General features: G+C 73.3%; 14 protein-coding genes and 2 tRNA genes. 6 read left to right on the top strand and 10 right to left on the bottom strand.

Going from position 1 to position 16,861, the window contains the following annotated elements:
• Positions 1–427 precede the first annotated feature (427 nt).
• On the bottom strand, positions 428–1,465 hold the full coding sequence (locus EV378_RS24055) for an NAD(P)H-dependent glycerol-3-phosphate dehydrogenase (protein WP_243653744.1): 1,038 nt from the start codon (positions 1,463–1,465) through the stop codon (positions 428–430).
• Positions 1,462–2,196 carry a lysophospholipid acyltransferase family protein gene (locus EV378_RS24050; protein WP_132429698.1) on the bottom strand — a complete coding sequence of 245 codons (735 nt, stop codon included), beginning with the start codon at positions 2,194–2,196 and terminating at the stop codon, positions 1,462–1,464. Before EV378_RS24050 ends, EV378_RS24055 begins: the two co-directional genes overlap by 4 nt.
• 98 nt (positions 2,197–2,294) lie before the next feature.
• Here EV378_RS24050 and cofC point away from each other — a divergent pair, with 98 nt between their 5' ends.
• The 3 genes from cofC to EV378_RS24035 all read left to right on the top strand — a co-directional run bounded on the left by cofC (position 2,295) and on the right by EV378_RS24035 (position 6,412).
• Positions 2,295–2,996, top strand: a complete 702-nt coding sequence (gene cofC / locus EV378_RS24045; protein ID WP_243653743.1) for a 2-phospho-L-lactate guanylyltransferase — start codon at positions 2,295–2,297, stop codon at positions 2,994–2,996.
• 78 nt (positions 2,997–3,074) lie between these two features.
• Positions 3,075–5,486 (top strand): RNA degradosome polyphosphate kinase, encoded by a 2,412-nt coding sequence (locus tag EV378_RS24040; protein WP_243653742.1) that lies wholly within the window; start codon positions 3,075–3,077, stop codon positions 5,484–5,486.
• Positions 5,483–6,412, top strand: a complete 930-nt coding sequence (locus EV378_RS24035; protein WP_132429695.1) for an NUDIX hydrolase — start codon at positions 5,483–5,485, stop codon at positions 6,410–6,412. Before EV378_RS24040 ends, EV378_RS24035 begins: the two co-directional genes overlap by 4 nt.
• Positions 6,413–6,448: 36 nt before the next feature.
• Here the strand turns inward: EV378_RS24035 and EV378_RS24030 are convergent, their stop codons facing one another.
• The 3 genes from EV378_RS24030 to leuC all read right to left on the bottom strand — a co-directional run bounded on the left by EV378_RS24030 (position 6,449) and on the right by leuC (position 9,297).
• The gene (locus EV378_RS24030) at positions 6,449–7,123 is read right to left on the bottom strand and encodes an HU family DNA-binding protein (RefSeq protein WP_132429694.1); all 675 of its coding nucleotides are present in this window, start codon (positions 7,121–7,123) and stop codon (positions 6,449–6,451) included.
• Between the two features lie 137 nt (positions 7,124–7,260).
• Positions 7,261–7,860: a 3-isopropylmalate dehydratase small subunit gene (gene leuD / locus EV378_RS24025; RefSeq protein WP_132429693.1), complete on the bottom strand. Its 600-nt coding sequence runs from the start codon at positions 7,858–7,860 to the stop codon at positions 7,261–7,263.
• Positions 7,861–7,878: 18 nt separating this feature from the next.
• Entirely contained in the window at positions 7,879–9,297 is a 1,419-nt protein-coding gene (gene leuC / locus EV378_RS24020) for a 3-isopropylmalate dehydratase large subunit (RefSeq protein WP_132429692.1), read from the bottom strand.
• A 77-nt stretch (positions 9,298–9,374) separates the two neighbouring features.
• On the opposite strand from leuC, the gene EV378_RS24015 reads away from it, so the two are divergent.
• Positions 9,375–10,076, top strand: a complete 702-nt coding sequence (locus EV378_RS24015; RefSeq protein WP_165922455.1) for an IclR family transcriptional regulator — start codon at positions 9,375–9,377, stop codon at positions 10,074–10,076.
• A gap of 236 nt (positions 10,077–10,312) precedes the next feature.
• Positions 10,313–12,595, top strand: a complete 2,283-nt coding sequence (locus EV378_RS24010) for an Hsp70 family protein (protein ID WP_132429691.1) — start codon at positions 10,313–10,315, stop codon at positions 12,593–12,595.
• Between the two features lie 145 nt (positions 12,596–12,740).
• Here the strand turns inward: EV378_RS24010 and EV378_RS24005 are convergent.
• From EV378_RS24005 to gltX, 3 genes are all read right to left on the bottom strand, one after another.
• A tRNA-Glu gene (locus EV378_RS24005) sits at positions 12,741–12,813 on the bottom strand.
• A 34-nt stretch (positions 12,814–12,847) separates the two neighbouring features.
• Positions 12,848–12,919, bottom strand: a tRNA-Gln gene (locus EV378_RS24000).
• A 51-nt stretch (positions 12,920–12,970) separates the two neighbouring features.
• Positions 12,971–14,470: a glutamate--tRNA ligase gene (gene gltX / locus EV378_RS23995; RefSeq protein WP_132429690.1), complete on the bottom strand. Its 1,500-nt coding sequence runs from the start codon at positions 14,468–14,470 to the stop codon at positions 12,971–12,973.
• 324 nt (positions 14,471–14,794) lie between these two features.
• On the opposite strand from gltX, the gene EV378_RS23990 reads away from it, so the two are divergent.
• Positions 14,795–15,265, top strand: coding sequence for a hypothetical protein (locus EV378_RS23990; RefSeq protein WP_132429689.1), 471 nt, complete (start codon positions 14,795–14,797; stop codon positions 15,263–15,265).
• A 6-nt stretch (positions 15,266–15,271) separates the two neighbouring features.
• Here the strand turns inward: EV378_RS23990 and EV378_RS23985 are convergent, their stop codons facing one another.
• Both EV378_RS23985 and EV378_RS23980 read right to left on the bottom strand, forming a co-directional pair.
• Positions 15,272–16,402, bottom strand: a complete 1,131-nt coding sequence (locus EV378_RS23985) for an MAB_1171c family putative transporter (RefSeq protein WP_132429688.1) — start codon at positions 16,400–16,402, stop codon at positions 15,272–15,274.
• On the bottom strand, positions 16,399–16,848 hold the full coding sequence (locus EV378_RS23980; protein ID WP_243653741.1) for a hypothetical protein: 450 nt from the start codon (positions 16,846–16,848) through the stop codon (positions 16,399–16,401). The genes EV378_RS23985 and EV378_RS23980 overlap by 4 nt, the downstream gene beginning before the upstream one ends.
• Between the last annotated feature and the right edge of the window lie 13 nt (positions 16,849–16,861).

Here is a 16,861-nt window from a genome sequence, read left to right as displayed (position 1 = left end):
CGGATCACCGTGCCAACCTGAGGCGGATCGGGGCGGCGGATCGCGCGGTCGCGCCGGCCCTGCCCCGCGCGCCGGCCCTGCCCCCCGCGCCGGCCCTGCCCCGCGCCGACCGGCTCCGGCGCCGGACGTGCGCTCCGTTCGTCCGGCCCCGGGGCGGGGACACTGCTTTCGTCGAAGTCGGACGGGGGCGACCCGCGGAGTGATCCCCCGTCGTGGAGCACAGCGTTCGCCAGGCGAACCGATCCCTCCCCGACCGGCGATCACGCGGCCGTCGACAGGAGCGGTGGGCTGCCGCGAGCCGAGCTGGTGAACGCGTACCGATCCGGAGAACGCACGCGGAACCGGAGAACGCCCGCGCCCGGCAGCGTGCACACACCGAACCCCTGCGCGAACTCCGGATCACCGTGCGGCCGGGGCGTTCCCGGGGCTACTCCGGCTTCGGCGCCCGACTGATCAGTTCCTTCGCCATCGCCGCGGCGGACATCTCCTCGTGGCAGACGCGGCGGACGGCGTCGGTGATCGGTAGTTCCACGCCGTGGCGCGCACCCAGCTCGCAGATCGACACGCAGGACTTCACGCCCTCGGCGACCTGGCCGTGGTTCGCCTCCTCGGCCTCGGCGAGCGTCGAGCCACGCCCGAGGTGCTCGCCGAACGTGCGGTTGCGCGACAGCGGCGAGGAGCACGTCGCCACCAGGTCACCCATGCCGGCCAGCCCGGCGAACGTCAGCGGGCTCGCGCCCAGCGCCACGCCGAGCCGGGACATCTCCGCCAGCCCACGCGTGATCAGCGACGCCCGGCTGTTGTCCCCCAAGCCCATCCCGGCCGCGACACCGACCGCGAGCGCGATCACGTTCTTGCCTGCGCCGCCGAGCTCGGAGCCGACGACGTCGGTGTTCGTGTAGGCCTTGAAGTAGTCCGTGGAGCACGCCGTCTGCAGCTGCACCGCCCGCTCGTGGTCCGGGCAGGCGATCACGGTGGCGGTCGGCTCCTCGTGCGCGATCTCGCCCGCCAGGTTCGGCCCGGACACCACGGCGAGCCGCTCCGGCCCGACGCCCGCGACCTCGCCGATCACCTCGCTCATCCGCTTCAGCGAGCCCAGCTCGACGCCCTTGGCGAGGCTGACCAGCGTCACCCCGTCCGGCAGCAGCGGGCGCCACTTGTCGAGGTTGGCGCGCAACGACTGCGACGGCACGGCGAACACGACGGCGTCGGCACCGTCGAGCACCTCGACGGGGTCCGCGCTGGCGGTCAGCGTCGGCGGCAGCTCGACGTCCGACAGGTAGTCCGGGTTGCGGTGCCGCTCGGTGATCGACGCGGCGACGTCCGGACGGCGCGCCCACAGCTGCACCTTGCGTCCGGCGTCGGCGAGGACCTTCGCGAACGTCGTGCCCCACGAGCCGGCCCCGAGCACGGCGACACGCTGCACGTCGTGCCTCGGCTCGTTGATCTCGACGCCGCCGGTCACGACGGCGCCCCCTCGCCGGCGGTCGGACCGCGTCTCGCCCGGTAGAACGTCTCCGGCGCGGTCTCCCCGCGCACGTCGGCCAGCAGTTCCCGCACGCGCGACATGATCAGGTCTGTGACCTCGCGCAGCAAGGCGGAGTCGATCGGGCGTCCGCGGTAGGCGCTGAGATCGACCGGGTCACCGGCCCGCACCGTGATGTCGGTGCGCGGCAACGGGCGGAAGCGCTTGTTGTAGTGGTCGTAGACCTCGCGGGTGCCCCAGTGCACGAGCGGGATCACCGGAACGTCGGTGGTCAGCGCCAGCCGCGCGACGCCGGTGCGCGAGTGCATCGGCCACCCGTCGGGGTCGCGGGTGATCGTCCCCTCCGGGTAGATGATCACGCTCTTGCCCTCGTTCAGCGCCCGCGTCCCGGCGGCGAGGCTCTGCTGGGCCTCCGCCGAGTCGCGGTAGACCGGGATCTGCCCGCAGCCCTTCAGGATCCGGCCGAACACCGGGATGTCCCACAGGCTCGCCTTGGCCAGGAACCGCGGGACGCGGCGCGAGGTGTGCACCCACAGCGCCGTGTGCACCGGATCCAGGTACGAGATGTGGTTGCCGACGATCAGGGCTCCGTGGCCGGGCTCCGGCATGTGGTCGCGGCCCTCGTAGTGCGTCCGCCCGGTCAGGAACCCCAGCGGGTAGAACACCACGGCGCAGAGCCCGATCCAGAAGCCGCCCTTCTCCCGTGCCACCGAATCGTCCTCCTCGTGTCGGTTCGCCGGCACGAGTCTTCCCGTCGCCGGGCACCATGGTCCACCCGCCCCTGCCCGGAAGGTGCGACGATGGTCGTGTGGACAGGGGCTACCCGCTCGGTCTCGTCGTGCCGGTCAAGCCGCTGCCGGCGGCGAAGACGCGCCTGCGTGGCGCCGCCGACGGCGGTGTCGGCGCGCTGACCGCCCACACCCGGCTGGTGCTCGCGCTGGCCATGGACACGGTCACGGCGGCGCGGTCCGCACGGCTGGTGGACGCGGTCGTCGTGATCTCGTCGGACCCCGCGGTCGCGATGGAGATGGGCGCGCTCGGCGCCGAGGTGGTGCCGGATCCCTCCCGCGGTCTGAACGGTGCGCTGCGCCGGGGCGCGCAGGTCGTGCGGGAACGGCTGCCCGGATCGGCCGTCGGAGCCCTGCAGGCGGACCTGCCCGCACTGCGCGGCGCCGAGCTCGACGACGCGCTGGCCGCCGCCGCCGAGGCGTTCGCAGGCGGTGCGCGCCAGGTGTTCTGCGCCGACGCGCCGGGAGACGGGACGACCGTGCTCGTCGCGGCACCCGGCGTCGAACTCGATCCGCACTTCGGCCGAGGGTCGGCCGGCGCGCACGCCGGCGTCGGGGCGGTCCCGCTCACCGGCGGGTGGCCGGGTCTGCGCCGCGACGTGGACACCTCCGACGACCTCGGCCGGGCGGCCGAGCTCGGACTCGGATCACGGACGGTCGCCGTCCTGCGGGCGCGTGAGGCGTTCGCGAACGAGGAACCACACGGCTGCCCGAACGTGTGACGACGATCGTCACGGCGCGGATTCCGGACGAGCGAGCCGCCTTGGACGCGCGCACCGGGATGAGAAACAATCGCCTGCGTGAACGACGACACGACCGCCGGCAGGGGACGCCCCGGAGCGGCCCCGTCGGAGTCGTGGAAGCACCCGGCCGCCGGGGGGTCCACGTCCTCGAACGGGAGCGGACGCCGCCCCGCCCGGCCCGCGTCCGGCCGTCGCGCACCCCGGCCTGCCACCCGTCGCGGCCAGGCGGCGGGCACCGACCCCGACGCCGACCCGGCCGCCCGCATCCCGGCGCAGGCCGGCTCGCCTGCGGGCACGTCCGCCCCGCCCCCCGCGGCGGGTGCCGCGCCGATCGCGCCGCCCGCGGGCGCCACGGTCCCGGCCGCCACCGTGCAGGGCGTCCTGCCCGACGACCGCTACCTGAACCGGGAGCTGTCCTGGCTGGACTTCAACGCCCGCGTGCTCGCGCTGGCCGAGGACGCCAGCCAGCCGCTGCTGGAGCGGGCGAAGTTCCTGGCCATCTTCGCGTCCAATCTGGACGAGTTCTACATGGTCCGGGTGGCCGGCCTGAAGCGCCGTGACGAGACCGGCCTGTCGGTGCGCAGCGCCGACGGGCTGACCCCGCGCCAGCAGCTGGCCCGGATCACCGAGCGCAGCCGCGACCTGTCCCGCGCGCACGCCAGGGTGTTCCTCGAGGAGGTCCGCCCGGAGCTGGACGCGGCCGGCGTGCACATCCGGCGCTGGGACGACCTCACCGACGCCGAGCGGCTGCGGCTGTCGGACTACTTCTCCGAGCACGTGTTCCCGGTGCTGACCCCGCTCGCGGTCGACCCGGCGCACCCGTTCCCGTACATCTCCGGCCTGTCGCTGAACCTGGCCGTGACGGTGCGCGACCCGGAGGGCCGCACCGAGCGGTTCGCCAGGGTCAAGGTGCCGAACAACGTGCCGCGGCTGGTCACCGTCGACCCCGACGCCGGCGGCGACTCCCGCGACGGCACCCGGCAGGTGACGTTCCTCCCGATCGAGGACCTGATCTCGGCCCACCTCGGCGACCTGTTCAACGGCATGGAGGTCGCCGAGGTCCACCCGTTCCGGGTCACCCGCAACGCCGACCTCGAGGTCGAGGAGGACCGCGACGAGGACCTCCTGCAGGCGCTGGAGCGGGAGCTGGCGCGCAGGCGGTTCGGTCCGCCGGTCCGTCTCGAGGTCGTCGACACGATGTCCGACCACGTGCTCGAGCTGCTGCTCCGCGAGCTCGACGTGGACCCGAACGACGTCGTCACCGTGCCGGGGTTCCTGGACCTCACCGGGCTCTGGCAGGTCTACGGCGCGAACCGCCCCGACCTGAAGGACGAGCCGTTCCGCCCGGCCACCCACCCGGCGTTCGCCGACCGCGAGACGCCACGCAGCGTGTTCGCGACGCTGCGCGAGGGCGACGTGCTCGTGCACCACCCCTACGACTCGTTCTCGACGAGCGTGCAGCGCTTCATCGAGCAGGCCGCCGCCGACGAGAACGTGCTGGCGATCAAGCAGACGCTCTACCGGACGTCCGGTGACTCGCCGATCGTCAACGCGCTGATCGACGCCGCGGAGGCCGGCAAGCAGGTCGTCGCCCTGGTGGAGATCAAGGCGCGGTTCGACGAGCAGGCCAACATCCGCTGGGCGCGCGAGCTGGAGAAGGCGGGCGTGCACGTCGTCTACGGGCTGGTCGGCCTGAAGACGCACTGCAAGACGTCGCTCGTGGTGCGCCAGGAGGGCTCGGAAATCCGCCGGTACTGCCACATCGGCACCGGCAACTACAACCCGAAGACCGCCCGGCTCTACGAGGACATGGGCGTGCTGACCGCGGACCCGACGATCGGCGCCGACCTCACCGACCTGTTCAACTCGCTGACCGGCTACTCGCGTCAGACCTCCTACCGGAGCCTGCTCGTCGCGCCGTACGGGGTGCGACGCGGGATCGTCCGCCGGATCGACGACGAGGTCGAGGCCCACCGTGCGGGCGAGGCCGGCGCGAGGGTCCGGATCAAGGCGAACTCGCTCGTCGACGAGGCGATCATCGACGCGTGCTACCGGGCGTCGCAGGCAGGCGTCCCGGTGGACATCGTGGTGCGCGGCATCTGCGCGCTGCGTCCCGGCGAGCCGGGCCTGTCCGAGAACATCACGGTCCGCTCGATCCTCGGGCAGTTCCTCGAGCACTCCCGGCTGCTGCACTTCGGCGCCGCCGACGAGTACTGGATCGGCAGCGCGGACATGATGCACCGCAACCTGGACCGCCGCGTCGAGGTGATGCTGCGGGTGGCCGACCCGGCGCTCGCCGACCAGCTCGGCGCCGTGTTCGACTCGTGCATGGACCCGGCCACCCGGTGCTGGACGCTCGGGCCGTCCGGATCGTGGGAGCCGTCGCCCGCACCCGGGACCGCGACCCCGGTCCGCGATCACCAGGTCGAGCTGATGGCCTCCCGCCGGGAGGCCGGGGAGGGCGAATGAACGACCCGGAGACGCCCGACGAGGTCGTCGCCGCAGGGACGGTGCCGTGGCGCCGTGCGGGCGACGGCATCGAGTTCCTTCTGGTGCACCGCCCCCGCTACGACGACTGGTCGCTGCCCAAGGGCCACCAGGACCCGGACGAACCGCTCACCGCGACGGCCGTGCGGGAGACGCTGGAGGAGGCCGGGGTGACCGTCCGGATCGGCGGACGGCTCGGGCACACGTCGTACCGGACCCCGGACGGTACGCCGAAGGCCGTGCACTACTGGGCCGCCGAGGTGGTCGCGGACCACGGCTTCACGCCCAACTCCGAGACCGACGAGCGCCGCTGGGTCCCGGCGCGCGACGCGGCCGCGCTGCTCTCCTACGCGCACGACGCCGAGCTGGTGGAGCGCCTCGACGCGGTCGGCGTCCCGGAGTCCACCGTGCTGTTCGTGCGGCACGCGAAGGCGGGCAACCGGGAGGACTGGGAGGGCGACGACGACCTGCGTCCGTTGTCCGGCACCGGGAACACGCAGGCCGACCGCCTGGCCGAGTTCCTGCCGCGCTTCGGCCCGGACCGCGTGAGCACGGCACCACCGCTGCGCTGCGGGCAGACCGTCGAGCCGTTGACGGCGAAGCTCGGGCTGGAGGTGTCGGTCGAACCGCTGATGGGCGAGCACGACTACTGGGACGACCCGGACTCCGGCCGCGCACGCTTCCGCGAGCTCGCGTCGGTGCCCGGGGTGACCGTCGTGTCCAGCCAGGGCGGCGTGATCCCGGACGTCGTCGAGGCACTGTTGATCGCCGAGCAGCACGGCAGCCGCGGCACGGTCGCCGTGCCGGACGACGGCGTGCCGTCGCACAAGGCGAGCACGTGGGTGCTCGGGTTCGCGGGCGACGGCGAGATGCTGTTCGCCGACTACTACCGGCGCCCGCCCGGCTGATCTCCGACCGGGCTTCTCCGGCAGGCGCGGCCGCGCTCAGGCCTTGCCGCGCGTGGTCCGCTTCGCCGGTGCCTTGGCCGCGGTCTTGGCCGCGGTCTTCGCCGTGCCGGTGCCGGACGCCGCGGTCTTGCGCGCCGCGGGTGCCTTCGCCGCCGTCTTCGGGGTCGCCTTGGCAGCGGTGGCCTTCGGCGCCGCCTTCGAGGCGGCGGGCTTGGCCGCCGCCTTCGTCGCGGTCGCCTTGGCCGCCGTCTTCGGCGCCGCCTTGGTCGCGCCCTTCGGAGCGGCCTTCGTGGCGCTCTTCGGGGCGGCCTTCGGGGCCGTCGCCGCCTTGGCACGGGAGCGCGACGCGCGGGGTGCCGGAGCCGCGTCCGCGGCCACCGCCCCGCCGGCGCGCGGGGACCGGCGCGGGGCACTCGTCGCGCCCCTGGCGGCCTCCGTGCTCTTCCCGATCTGGTCCCGGAACGCCGCCCCCGGACGGAACGACGGGACGATCGTCTCCGGCACCGGGACCGTCTCGCCGGTGCGCGGGTTGCGCGCCACGCGAGCCGCCCGGCGACGGGGTTCGAAAACGCCGAAACCCGTCAGCGTCACCGATCCGCCGGAGCCGACCGTCTCGACGATCACGTCGACCAGACCGTCCACGGCGGCCGCCGCCGTTCGACGGTCACCGATCCGGGTGGTGAGGGCCTCCACCAACTGGGCCTTGTTCATGGTCGAGAAAGGTAAGGGATTCCCCTAGTGTCGCACCAGGTTTGCAGCGGATTCCGGAGAGTGAACCCACCACCCGAACAGGTCCGTCCGGGTGGTCGTCCCCCTCCTCACCACGATCTTGATTGCACGTTCACCGATCACACGGCGTGATCGAGCGTCGACGGCATCCGGCGCGGACGCGTCCGCTCGAACGAGTCAATGGCGTCAGAGTGACGCATGGTGAGACCGATGTCGTCCAATCCCTCCAACAGCCGCCACCGTGTGTAGTCGTCGATCCGGAACGCGACGGTGAGATCCTTGGCCTGCACCGACTTACGCTCCAGGTCGACGGTCACCTCGGTGCCCGGCTCGTTCTCGAGCAGCTTCCAGAGCAGTTCGACGTCGTCCTGGGACACCTCGGCCGCGACGAGCCCGCCCTTGGCGGAGTTGCCGCGGAAGATGTCGCCGAAGCGCGGCGAGATCACGACCCGGAACCCGTAGTCCATCAGGGCCCAGACCGCGTGCTCGCGCGACGAGCCGGTGCCGAAGTCGCGGCCCGCCACCAGGACGGAGCCCTGCGAGTACGGCTCGTTGTTCAGGATGAACGACGGGTCCTGCCGCCAGGAGGCGAACAGCCCGTCGTCGAACCCGGTGCGGCTCACCCGCTTCAGGTAGACGGCCGGGATGATCTGGTCGGTGTCCACATCGGAGCGGCGCAGCGGGACACCGACGCCGGTGTGCGTGGTGAACGGTTCCATCAGCTCAGGTGCCTTTCGTCACAGGTCTTCCGGGCTCGACAGCGTCCCGCGCACCGCCGTCGCGGCGGCGACCTGCGGGGAGACCAGGTGGGTGCGGCCGCCCTTGCCCTGGCGGCCCTCGAAGTTCCGGTTCGACGTCGACGCGCAGCGCTCGCCCGGCGCGAGCTGGTCCGGGTTCATGCCGAGGCACATCGAGCAGCCCGCCGAGCGCCACTCGGCGCCCGCGGCGGTGAACACCTTGTCCAGGCCCTCCTGCTCGGCCTGCAGGCGCACCCGCATCGAGCCGGGGACGACGAGCATCCGCACGCCCTTCGCGACCTCGCGGCCGTCCAGGATGCCGGCGACCGAACGGAGATCCTCGATCCGGCCGTTCGTGCAGGAGCCGACGAACACGGCGTCCACGGCGACCTCGCGCAGGGGCATGCCGCCGGTGAGCCCCATGTACTCCAGCGCCTTCTCCACCGAGTACCGCGCGCCGTCGTCGGCGATCGTGGCCGGGTCCGGGACGTTCTCGGACAGCGGAAGGCCCTGCCCCGGGTTCGTGCCCCACGTGACGAACGGGGTCAGCGCGTCCCCGTCGATGTCGACGGTCTCGTCGAACTCGGCGCCGTCGTCGGTGCGCAGCTCGCGCCACGCCGCCACGGCCTCGTCCCAGTCGGCGCCCGTCGGCGCGTGGTCGCGCCCGGACAGGTAGACGAACGTCGTCTCGTCCGGAGCGATCATGCCGGCGCGGGCGCCCGCCTCGATCGACATGTTGCAGATCGTCATCCGGGCCTCCATCGAGAGGTTCTCGATGACGTTGCCCCGGTACTCGATCACATAGCCCTGGCCGCCGCCGGTGCCGATCTTCGCGATGATCGCGAGGATCACGTCCTTCGACGTGACGCCGGGCCGCAGCGTGCCGTCCGAGGAGTTGACGTTGATCGCCATCGTCCGGAAGCGCTTGAGCGGCAGCGTCTGCGTGGCCAGCACGTGCTCGACCTCCGACGTGCCGATGCCGAACGCCATCGCGCCGAACGCGCCGTGCGTCGACGTGTGCGAGTCACCGCAGACGACCGTCGTGCCGGGCTGGGTGAGGCCGAGCTGGGGGCCGACCACGTGCACGATCCCCTGCTCGGGGTCGTTCATCGGGTACAGCCGGACGCCGAACTCCTCGCAGTTGCGGCGCAGCGTCTCCACCTGCGTGCGCGAGACCTCGTCGGCGATCGGGGCGAGCACGTCGAGCGTCGGGACGTTGTGGTCCTCTGTGGCCAGCGTGAGGTCCGTCCGGCGCACCGGGCGACCGGCGAGCCGCAGGCCGTCGAACGCCTGCGGGCTGGTCACCTCGTGCACGAGGTGCAGGTCGATGTAGAGAAGATCGGGCTCCTGGCCCTCGCCCCGGTGCACGAGGTGCTGGTCCCACACCTTCTCGGCCAGCGTGCGTGGACGTTCCGTCACGACGCTGCCTCCCTCCGTGATCGCCGCCTCGTGATCAGTGGTGGACTTCCCATAATCTGGGAAGCTAGTATCGAGGCGTGGGACAGTCTAGCGGTATCGGCGTGCTCGACAAGGCGGTGGGTGTTCTCCGTGTGGTGGCCGAGGAGCCCTGCGGCCTGACCGAGCTGTGCGAGCGGACCGGGCTGCCCCGCGCCACGGCCCACCGGCTGGCCGTCGGGCTGGAGGCGCACGGCATGCTCGTCCGGACACCGGACGGGCGGTGGCGGCCGGGACCGACGCTGACCGAGCTGGCCGGCGGCCGTCCGGACCCGTTGCTGGACGCCGCGTCCGCCGTGCTGCCCCGCCTGCGCGACATCACCGGCGAGAGCGTCCAGCTCTACCGCCGCGACGGCGTGCAGCGCGTCTGCATCGCGAGCGCGGAGCCCCCGGTCGGGCTGCGGGACACCGTCCCGGTGGGCGCACGCATGCCGATGACCGCGGGGTCCGGGGCGAAGGTGCTCGCCGCGTGGAGCGACCCGGCGTTCGCGCGCTCGATCCTGCCGGAGGCCACGTTCTCCGAGCGCGTGCTCGTCGACGTCCGGCGCCGCGGCTGGGCCCAGAGCGTCGCCGAACGCGAGCCGGGTGTGGCCAGCGTGTCCGCCCCGGTCCGCGACTCGGCGGGCCAGGTCGTCGCCGCCGTGTCCGTGTCCGGCCCGGTCGAGCGCATCGGCCGCCGCCCCGGGGTCCGCTGGGCCGCCGACCTCCTCGCCGCCGCAGAGGCGCTGCAGCACCGCCTCTGAGGGCCGACCACCCCAGCCGAACATCCGGCCACCTCGCAGGGACTCGGCCGACCTCGCACAGCGTGCACGCCCTGCGAGGTCCGGGGAATCGCTGCGAGGTCGGCGACGGAGTCGCTCCCCCGCAGCCGCGTTCGTCCGGGACGCGTGAGCCGGGCCGCGCGGGGTGCCTGCCGACCGATCGGGTCAACGTCCCGACTACCGTGGGCGGTCACGGAATCTGCGCAACCGGGGAGACGATGGGCTACCTGCTCGGGATCGACGTCGGGACCACGAGGACCGCGGCGGCCGTCCACCGCACGGACACCCCGGTGGACCACGTGCTCCCGGAGATGGTGACGCTCGGCGATCACTCGCTCGACCAGCCGTCGGTCGTGTTCCTGCTGCCGGACGGGTCGCTGCTGGTCGGGGACGCCGCCGAGCGGCGCGCGATGGCCGAGCCGGACCGGGTCGCCAGGGAGTTCAAGCGCCGCATCGGTGACCCCACGCCGGTGACGATGGGTGGACGCGCGTTCGCCGCGCAGGAGCTCGCCGCCGTGCTGGTCCGCCACGTCCTCGACGTCGTCAGCAGGCGCGAGGGCGGCCCGCCGGAGCGGATCACCGTCACGCACCCGGCGTCGTGGGGAACCCACAAGCTGGACCTGCTGACCGAGGCGCTCGCCGCGGTGCTCCCGATGCCGGTGGAGTTCCTGGCCGAGCCGCAGGCCGCGGCCGTCTGCTACGCCGCGGCCGAACGCGTCGAACCCGGCTCCACCATCGCCGTCTACGACCTCGGCGGCGGCACCTTCGACTCCGCCGTCGTCCGCAAGGACGCCCCCGGATCCGGCACCGGCGGCTTCACCCTGCTCGGGCGCCCCGAAGGACTCGAGTTCCTCGGCGGCGTCGACTTCGACGAGGTCGTGTTCGAACACGTCCGCGCCGGAGCAGGCGACGCCTTCGCCGGCCTCGACGAGTCCGACCCCGCCGTCTGGGCCGCCGTCGCCCGCCTGCGCCGCGAATGCCGCGAAGCCAAGGAAGGCCTCTCCTCCGACACCGAGGTCTCCGTCCCGGTCTGGCTCGGCGGCGCCCAGACCGTCGTCCGCCTGCACCGCAGCGAGTTCGAAGAACTCATCGGCCCCCGCATCGAGGACTCCGTCGAGGCACTGCGCCGCGCCGTCGACTCCGCAGGCCTCGACCCCTCCGAACTGTCCTCGGTCCTGCTCGTCGGCGGCTCCTCACGGATCCCGCTGGTCGCCCAGACCGTCTCCGAACGCCTCGACCGCCCGGTCGCCGTCGACGCCGACCCGAAGAACGCCATCGCCAAGGGCGCCGCACTCGCCATGCTCCCGCGCACGGGCGCGCCGCACCCGGGCCGCGGGATCGCCCCGGGCGGCGCCGCTGCGGTCGCGGGCGCCGCCGGACTCGCCGGCGCGGGGTACGGTCCCGGCGCGGCTGCCGGCGGCGCGGGTAGCGGGCCCGGCAGCGCAGACGGTGGACCTGGCGGAACGGGTGGCGGGGTCCCGGCCGGTGCGGGCCACGGACACGGCGCGGCGGGTGACGTCGGCCCCGCCGGTGACGGTTCCGTGGGAGCGGGTGCGGGCGGAGCAGGCGGCGGCGTCCCGGCCGGCGCGTCCCACGGGCCCGTCGGAGCGGGTACGGGCGGACCAGGTGGCGGCGTCCCGGCCGGCGCAACCCACGGGCCCGTCGGAGCGGGTACGGGCGGACCAGGTGGCGGCGTCCCGGCCGGCGCAACCCACGGCCCCGGCACCGCGGGGGGAGTCGGCCCCGCCGGCGACGGACCCGCCGGAGCGAGTACGGGCGGAGCAGGCACGGATCCCGCCGGCACCGGCGCCTGGCCCGGCCCCGCCGATACGGGAGAGTCGGCAGATGCCGGTGCGGTGGGCGGCGCGCCACTGGCGGACTCACCCGGCCCGTTGCCGTGGGAGACAGGGGATCCGGTCACGACGGCGACCCCGCGCCAGGCCGAACCGCCGACGAATCTGATCGGCCCGGCGGAGCCGGCGACCGCGTACCTCACCTCACCCGGCAACCCGGCGACGGCAGCGTGGACGCGGGACCCGGAGACCGACGTCCTGCCCGTCGTCGACGGCTACGACCGGTACCCGCACGACGGCGCCACGACCCTGTCGCCCGCTCCGGGGCCGGATCGCGGCCGGTCGCCCGCGATGCTGATCGGGGCGGGCGGGGTCGTCGCGGCGATCGCGGTGATCGGGGCACTGGTGTTCTGGCCGAACGAGCAGTCGGTCAGCAACGCGACGCCGCAACTGCCCGCCGTGCCGACCGCGGCGCCCGTGCCGCCGACGACGGAGTCGGCTCCGACGACCGAGACGGAGCGCCGCACCCGCGAGCGCACGGTCGAGCAGGAGCCCGACTCGTCGGCTCCCGTCCCACCGCCGGTGGTGCCGACGATCCCGCCCGTACCCCCGACGAGCGCCCCGCCGACCACGACGCAGAGCCAGGGTCCCGGCCCGACCACGACGACCTCCGCCGTACCGCCACCCCCCGGCCCGCAGCCGCGCTGAGCCGACGCACGCCGAGGATCCGGTGACGCGTCTCCTGGCGGCGGGAGCGACCGGGGCGGCCCCGCCGGGGCTCGCCGAGCCTCGGCCCCCGGAACGACGAAACCCCCTTCCCGGGCATGCCGGAGAAGGGGGTTCGGTCGTGTTGTAGCCCCGACGGGATTTGAACCCGCGCTACCGCCTTGAGAGGGCGGCGTCCTAGGCCGCTAGACGACGGGGCCAGGAACTTTCGCTGACGGAAACTCGGCGTTTCCGCTGGGGTACCAGGACTCGAACCTAGACTAACTGAACCAGAATCAGTCGTGCTGCCGATTACACCATACCCCAATGGATCTTGGCCTTCGTTCCCGACGGCCGCGATCCGTTGATGAGAGTACTCTAAACCACGCCCTCGGAGACCCGGACACCGGCCCCCAGTCTGGCCAGCGACCGCTCGCGCCCGAGAAGCTCCATCGACTCGTACAGCGGCGGGGACACCGTCCGCCCGCTGATCGCGACGCGGATCGGCGCGAACGCCTTGCGCGGCTTGAGCTCCAGACCGTCCACGAGGGATTCCTTGAGCGAGGCCTCGATCGACGCCGCGGACCACTCCTCGAGCGCCTCCAGGCCGTCGCGTGCCGCGGTCAGGATCGGCGTGGCGTCCGCACCGAGGTTCTTCGCCGCGGCGTCGGGGTCCGGGGCGAACGCGTCCTCGTCGACGAACAGGAACGCGAGCATCCGGGCCGCGTCGGAGAGCACCTGGCTGCGTTCCTGCACGAGCGGGGCCGCCGCCGCGAGCAGGTCACGCCGGCCGGGGGACGGCTCACCGTCGATCAGGCCGAGGCTGCGCAGGTACGGCACCAGCCGATCGGCGAAGTCGGACGGCTCGAGCAGCCGCAGGTGGGCCGCGTTGATCGCCTCGGCCTTCTTCGAGTCGAACCGGGCCGCGTTCGACGAGACGCTGGACACGTCGAACGCCTCGGCCATCTCGGACAGCGAGAACACGTCGCGGTCCTCGGCGATCGACCAGCCGAGGAGCGCGAGGTAGTTCAGCAGTCCCTCGGGGACGAACCCGCGGTCCCGGTAGTGGAACAGGTTCGACTCCGGGTCCCGCTTGGACAGCTTGCGGTTGCCCTCTCCGGTCACCAGCGGGAGGTGGGCGTAGGTCAGCGGACCGTTGCCGATCCCGACCCGCTGCAGCGCCTCGAGCAGCGCGATCTGACGGGGTGTCGACGAGAGCAGGTCCTCCCCGCGCAGCACGTGCGTGATGCCCATCAGCGCGTCGTCGAGCGGGTTGGTCAGCGGGTAGAGGGGCGTGCCGTCGCCGCGGGCCAGCACGAAGTCCGGCACCTGCCCGGCGCGGAACGTGACGTCGCCACGGACCAGGTCGGTGAACGTGAGGTCCTTGTCCGGCATCCGCAGGCGGTAGACCGGTGCACGTCCCTCGGCGCGGAACGCGGCGCGCTGGTCGTCGGTCAGATCACGGTCGGCGTTGTCGTAGCCGAGCTTCGGGTCCCGGCCCGCGGCGCGATGGCGGCCCTCGATCTCCTCGGCGTTCGAGAACGACTCGTAGACCTCGCCCGCCTCGATCAGGCGGCGCAGCGCGTCGGCGTAGAGCTCGCCGCGCTCGCTCTGCCGGTACGGCGCGTACGGCCCTCCGACCTCCGGACCCTCGTCCCAGTCCAGGCCCAGCCAGGTCAGGGCGTCGATCAGGGAGTCGTAGGACTCCGCGGAGTCGCGCGAGGCGTCCGTGTCCTCGATCCGGAACACGAGCGTGCCGCCGTGGTGCCGCGCGTGTGCCCAGTTGAACAGCGCGGTACGGACGAGGCCGACGTGCGGTGTCCCGGTGGGCGACGGGCAGAATCGGACGCGGACGCCGGGATCGGGCTGGGTAGTCATGGTGCGGTCAGCCTAGCGCCGGCCACGGGGCCGCCGGTCCCCCGTCCGACGACCCCGGCCGGCCTCCCCCGCCGCCACGGATGGCGCTCCCCCGGTCTGCGCCACCCGGCCGACACCGATCCCCCCGGACCAGAACCAACCGTTGTCTTTATAGCAGTTTATGATGGACGAGCACCACCGCCGCGACGGAGCCGGACGTGCTCCCGCGGCGTCGGTGCGCCGGCGAGCGGAGGGGGCCGATCGTGACGCGACCCGCGCTGGGGTGTGCACCCGGGCGATCTTCGGAATACCGTGGGACGCGGCCCGACGTACCGGGGGTGTGACGTGGGCGATCAGCAGTACGACCTCTCGGCCAAGCTGCGCCGTCTGATGGACGCCGCTGGCAACCCGAGCACCGAACGGCTCGCCGAGCGGATCCGTGAGCACACCGGGACCGGCATCTCCGGGGCCTACCTGTGGCAGATCAAGCGCGGCAAGCGGGCCAACCTCACGCTGCAGCACCTGACGGCGCTCGCGTCGTACTTCTCGGACACGCTCGGCGTCCGGATCACACTGTCCTACTTCGACCCGACGACACCGGTCGACGAGCCGTGGTCCGGTACGGCCGATGTCGCGGCCGAACCGGCGGCCGACGTCGACGAGCGCGCCTTCGCCGAGGCCATGCGGGACCGCGGCGTGCGACGGATCGCGGCCCGCTACGGCTCGATGGACCCCGTCCAGCAACGGCAGCTGCTCGCCATCGCCGATGCGATCGCGAACGTCCGCGACGACCGGGACCCCGAGCCGGACCGCTGAACCCGCTCAGACGGGCGCGGCGAACCGGCGGGCCAGCCGCATCAGCGACGCGGCGTCGTCCTCCCAGTCCTGCGCCTGTCCGCCGCCGAGGCGCACGGGCTCGGCGGGAGCCTGCCGCCCGGTGCGCCGCGCGTCGAGTGCCCCCCGCACGACGGCGGCCTGCACGGCGGCCTGCCGCTCGTCCGGGTCCTCGCCGATCTCGTCGCTGCGCCGGTCGGCGGCGTCGGCGACCTCCGGGTCGAAGTGCGGGCTCAGCAGCACGAGCCCGTCGCGGATCTCCACCACCCGCCGGTAGAGCGCGCGGCCGGGTCCGGGCGAGCGCAGTTCGAGCTGCAGCTCGGGGAACTCCGCGTGCAGTGCCTGCCACAGCGGCTCCAGCGTGCGGTTCGCCCGTCGCTGGGCCCGCATCCGGGGGATCTCCCGGATCACGCCGTCGACCAGCGGGACGATCGCGCCGAGCGCCAGCGTGAGGAACCCGAGCGAGACCAGCAGCCCGACGAGCAGCTCCATCCGGACGAGCAGCGCCTCCGGCACGGGCCGGACGGCGTACCGCAGGAGCAGCGATGCGACCCGGATCCCGCCCCCGGCCACCTGCAGGACGGCCCCGGCCGCGACGATCCACAGGCTGATCCGCAGCACGCGGCGCGCGACGCCGGGCAGGATCTTCAGGATCCACACGACGATGGCCGCCGCCGCATAGCCCAGGTAGACCAGGATCGGGATCGAGAACAGCAGCGCGGCCGTCCCGCCCGCGGCGGGTGTCGCGTCGGTGAGCTGCGGCCGCAGCGACGCGGGGACGACGAGCGTGACCGCGGCCGCCAGCACGCACACGGCCACCGCGACGGCCAGCTCGCCACGGATCCGGCGGGTCCCGGCCCGTCCACGGTGGACGCTCACGAAGAAGCAGATCTGGATCGCCGCCGTCATCACGCCGAGCACGTTGTTGACCAGCGGGGACAGGAACGGGCCGCCGCGCAGCACGGCGGTCACCGCCAGCAGCGTGATGCAGACGGCCAGTATCCGGACCGGGACGTTCTCCGGGGCGCGGTAGGCCTGGACCCAGAGCAGCACCGTGCCGACCCACAACATCGCCGTGATCGCGACGAGGACGACGAGCGCGACCGGCGGGAGGTTCATCGCCACCAGCCGGGACGGATGTCCAGCGAGCTGTCCACGAGCGAGGCCCGCGCCGTCGTCGCGGATCCGGAGATCAGGCCCATGCCCTCGCCCAGGATCGACGCGATCAGCTCGGCCTCGCGCTCGTTCGTCGCGTCGTAGCAGGTGCGGCGCAGCCGCCGCAGCGCTCCCGATGTGGGGATGTCCGGCAGGACCTCCTCGTCCTCCGCGGGCGTCGAGTCCCCGCCGTGACCGGCGACGATGTGCCCGACCTCGTGCAGCACGATGTGGTCCTGGTGTGCCCGCGATGTCTCGGACTGGAAGGCGATGACGTCGAAGTCGTCGGTCTCGAACCACACGCCGAACGGGCCGGGGACGGCCAGCGGGTAGGGCATCAGCCGCAGCTCGCGGCCCCGGTGCTCGCCGAGCCTGCGACAGAGCTCGGTCACCCCGGTCGGGGGCTGCACGTCGAGATCGCGG

Source organism: Pseudonocardia endophytica (genome assembly GCF_004339565.1).
Classification (GTDB): Bacteria; Actinomycetota; Actinomycetes; order Mycobacteriales; family Pseudonocardiaceae; genus Pseudonocardia; species Pseudonocardia endophytica.
Note: the sequence above shows the minus strand (reverse complement) of the source record. Positions and strands in the feature narration are given on the sequence as shown.

What these genes read in the sequence shown, in the direction of transcription:
- EV378_RS24035 (WP_132429695.1), top strand. Translation starts at nt 5,483, where the DNA reads ATGAACGACCCGGAGACGCCCGACGAGGTCGTCGCCGCAGGGACGGTG.
- EV378_RS24030 (WP_132429694.1), bottom strand. Translation starts at nt 7,123, where the DNA reads ATGAACAAGGCCCAGTTGGTGGAGGCCCTCACCACCCGGATCGGTGAC.
- leuD (WP_132429693.1), bottom strand. Translation starts at nt 7,860, where the DNA reads ATGGAACCGTTCACCACGCACACCGGCGTCGGTGTCCCGCTGCGCCGC.
- EV378_RS24010 (WP_132429691.1), top strand. Translation starts at nt 10,313, where the DNA reads ATGGGCTACCTGCTCGGGATCGACGTCGGGACCACGAGGACCGCGGCG.
- gltX (WP_132429690.1), bottom strand. Translation starts at nt 14,470, where the DNA reads ATGACTACCCAGCCCGATCCCGGCGTCCGCGTCCGATTCTGCCCGTCG.
- EV378_RS23985 (WP_132429688.1), bottom strand. Translation starts at nt 16,402, where the DNA reads ATGAACCTCCCGCCGGTCGCGCTCGTCGTCCTCGTCGCGATCACGGCG.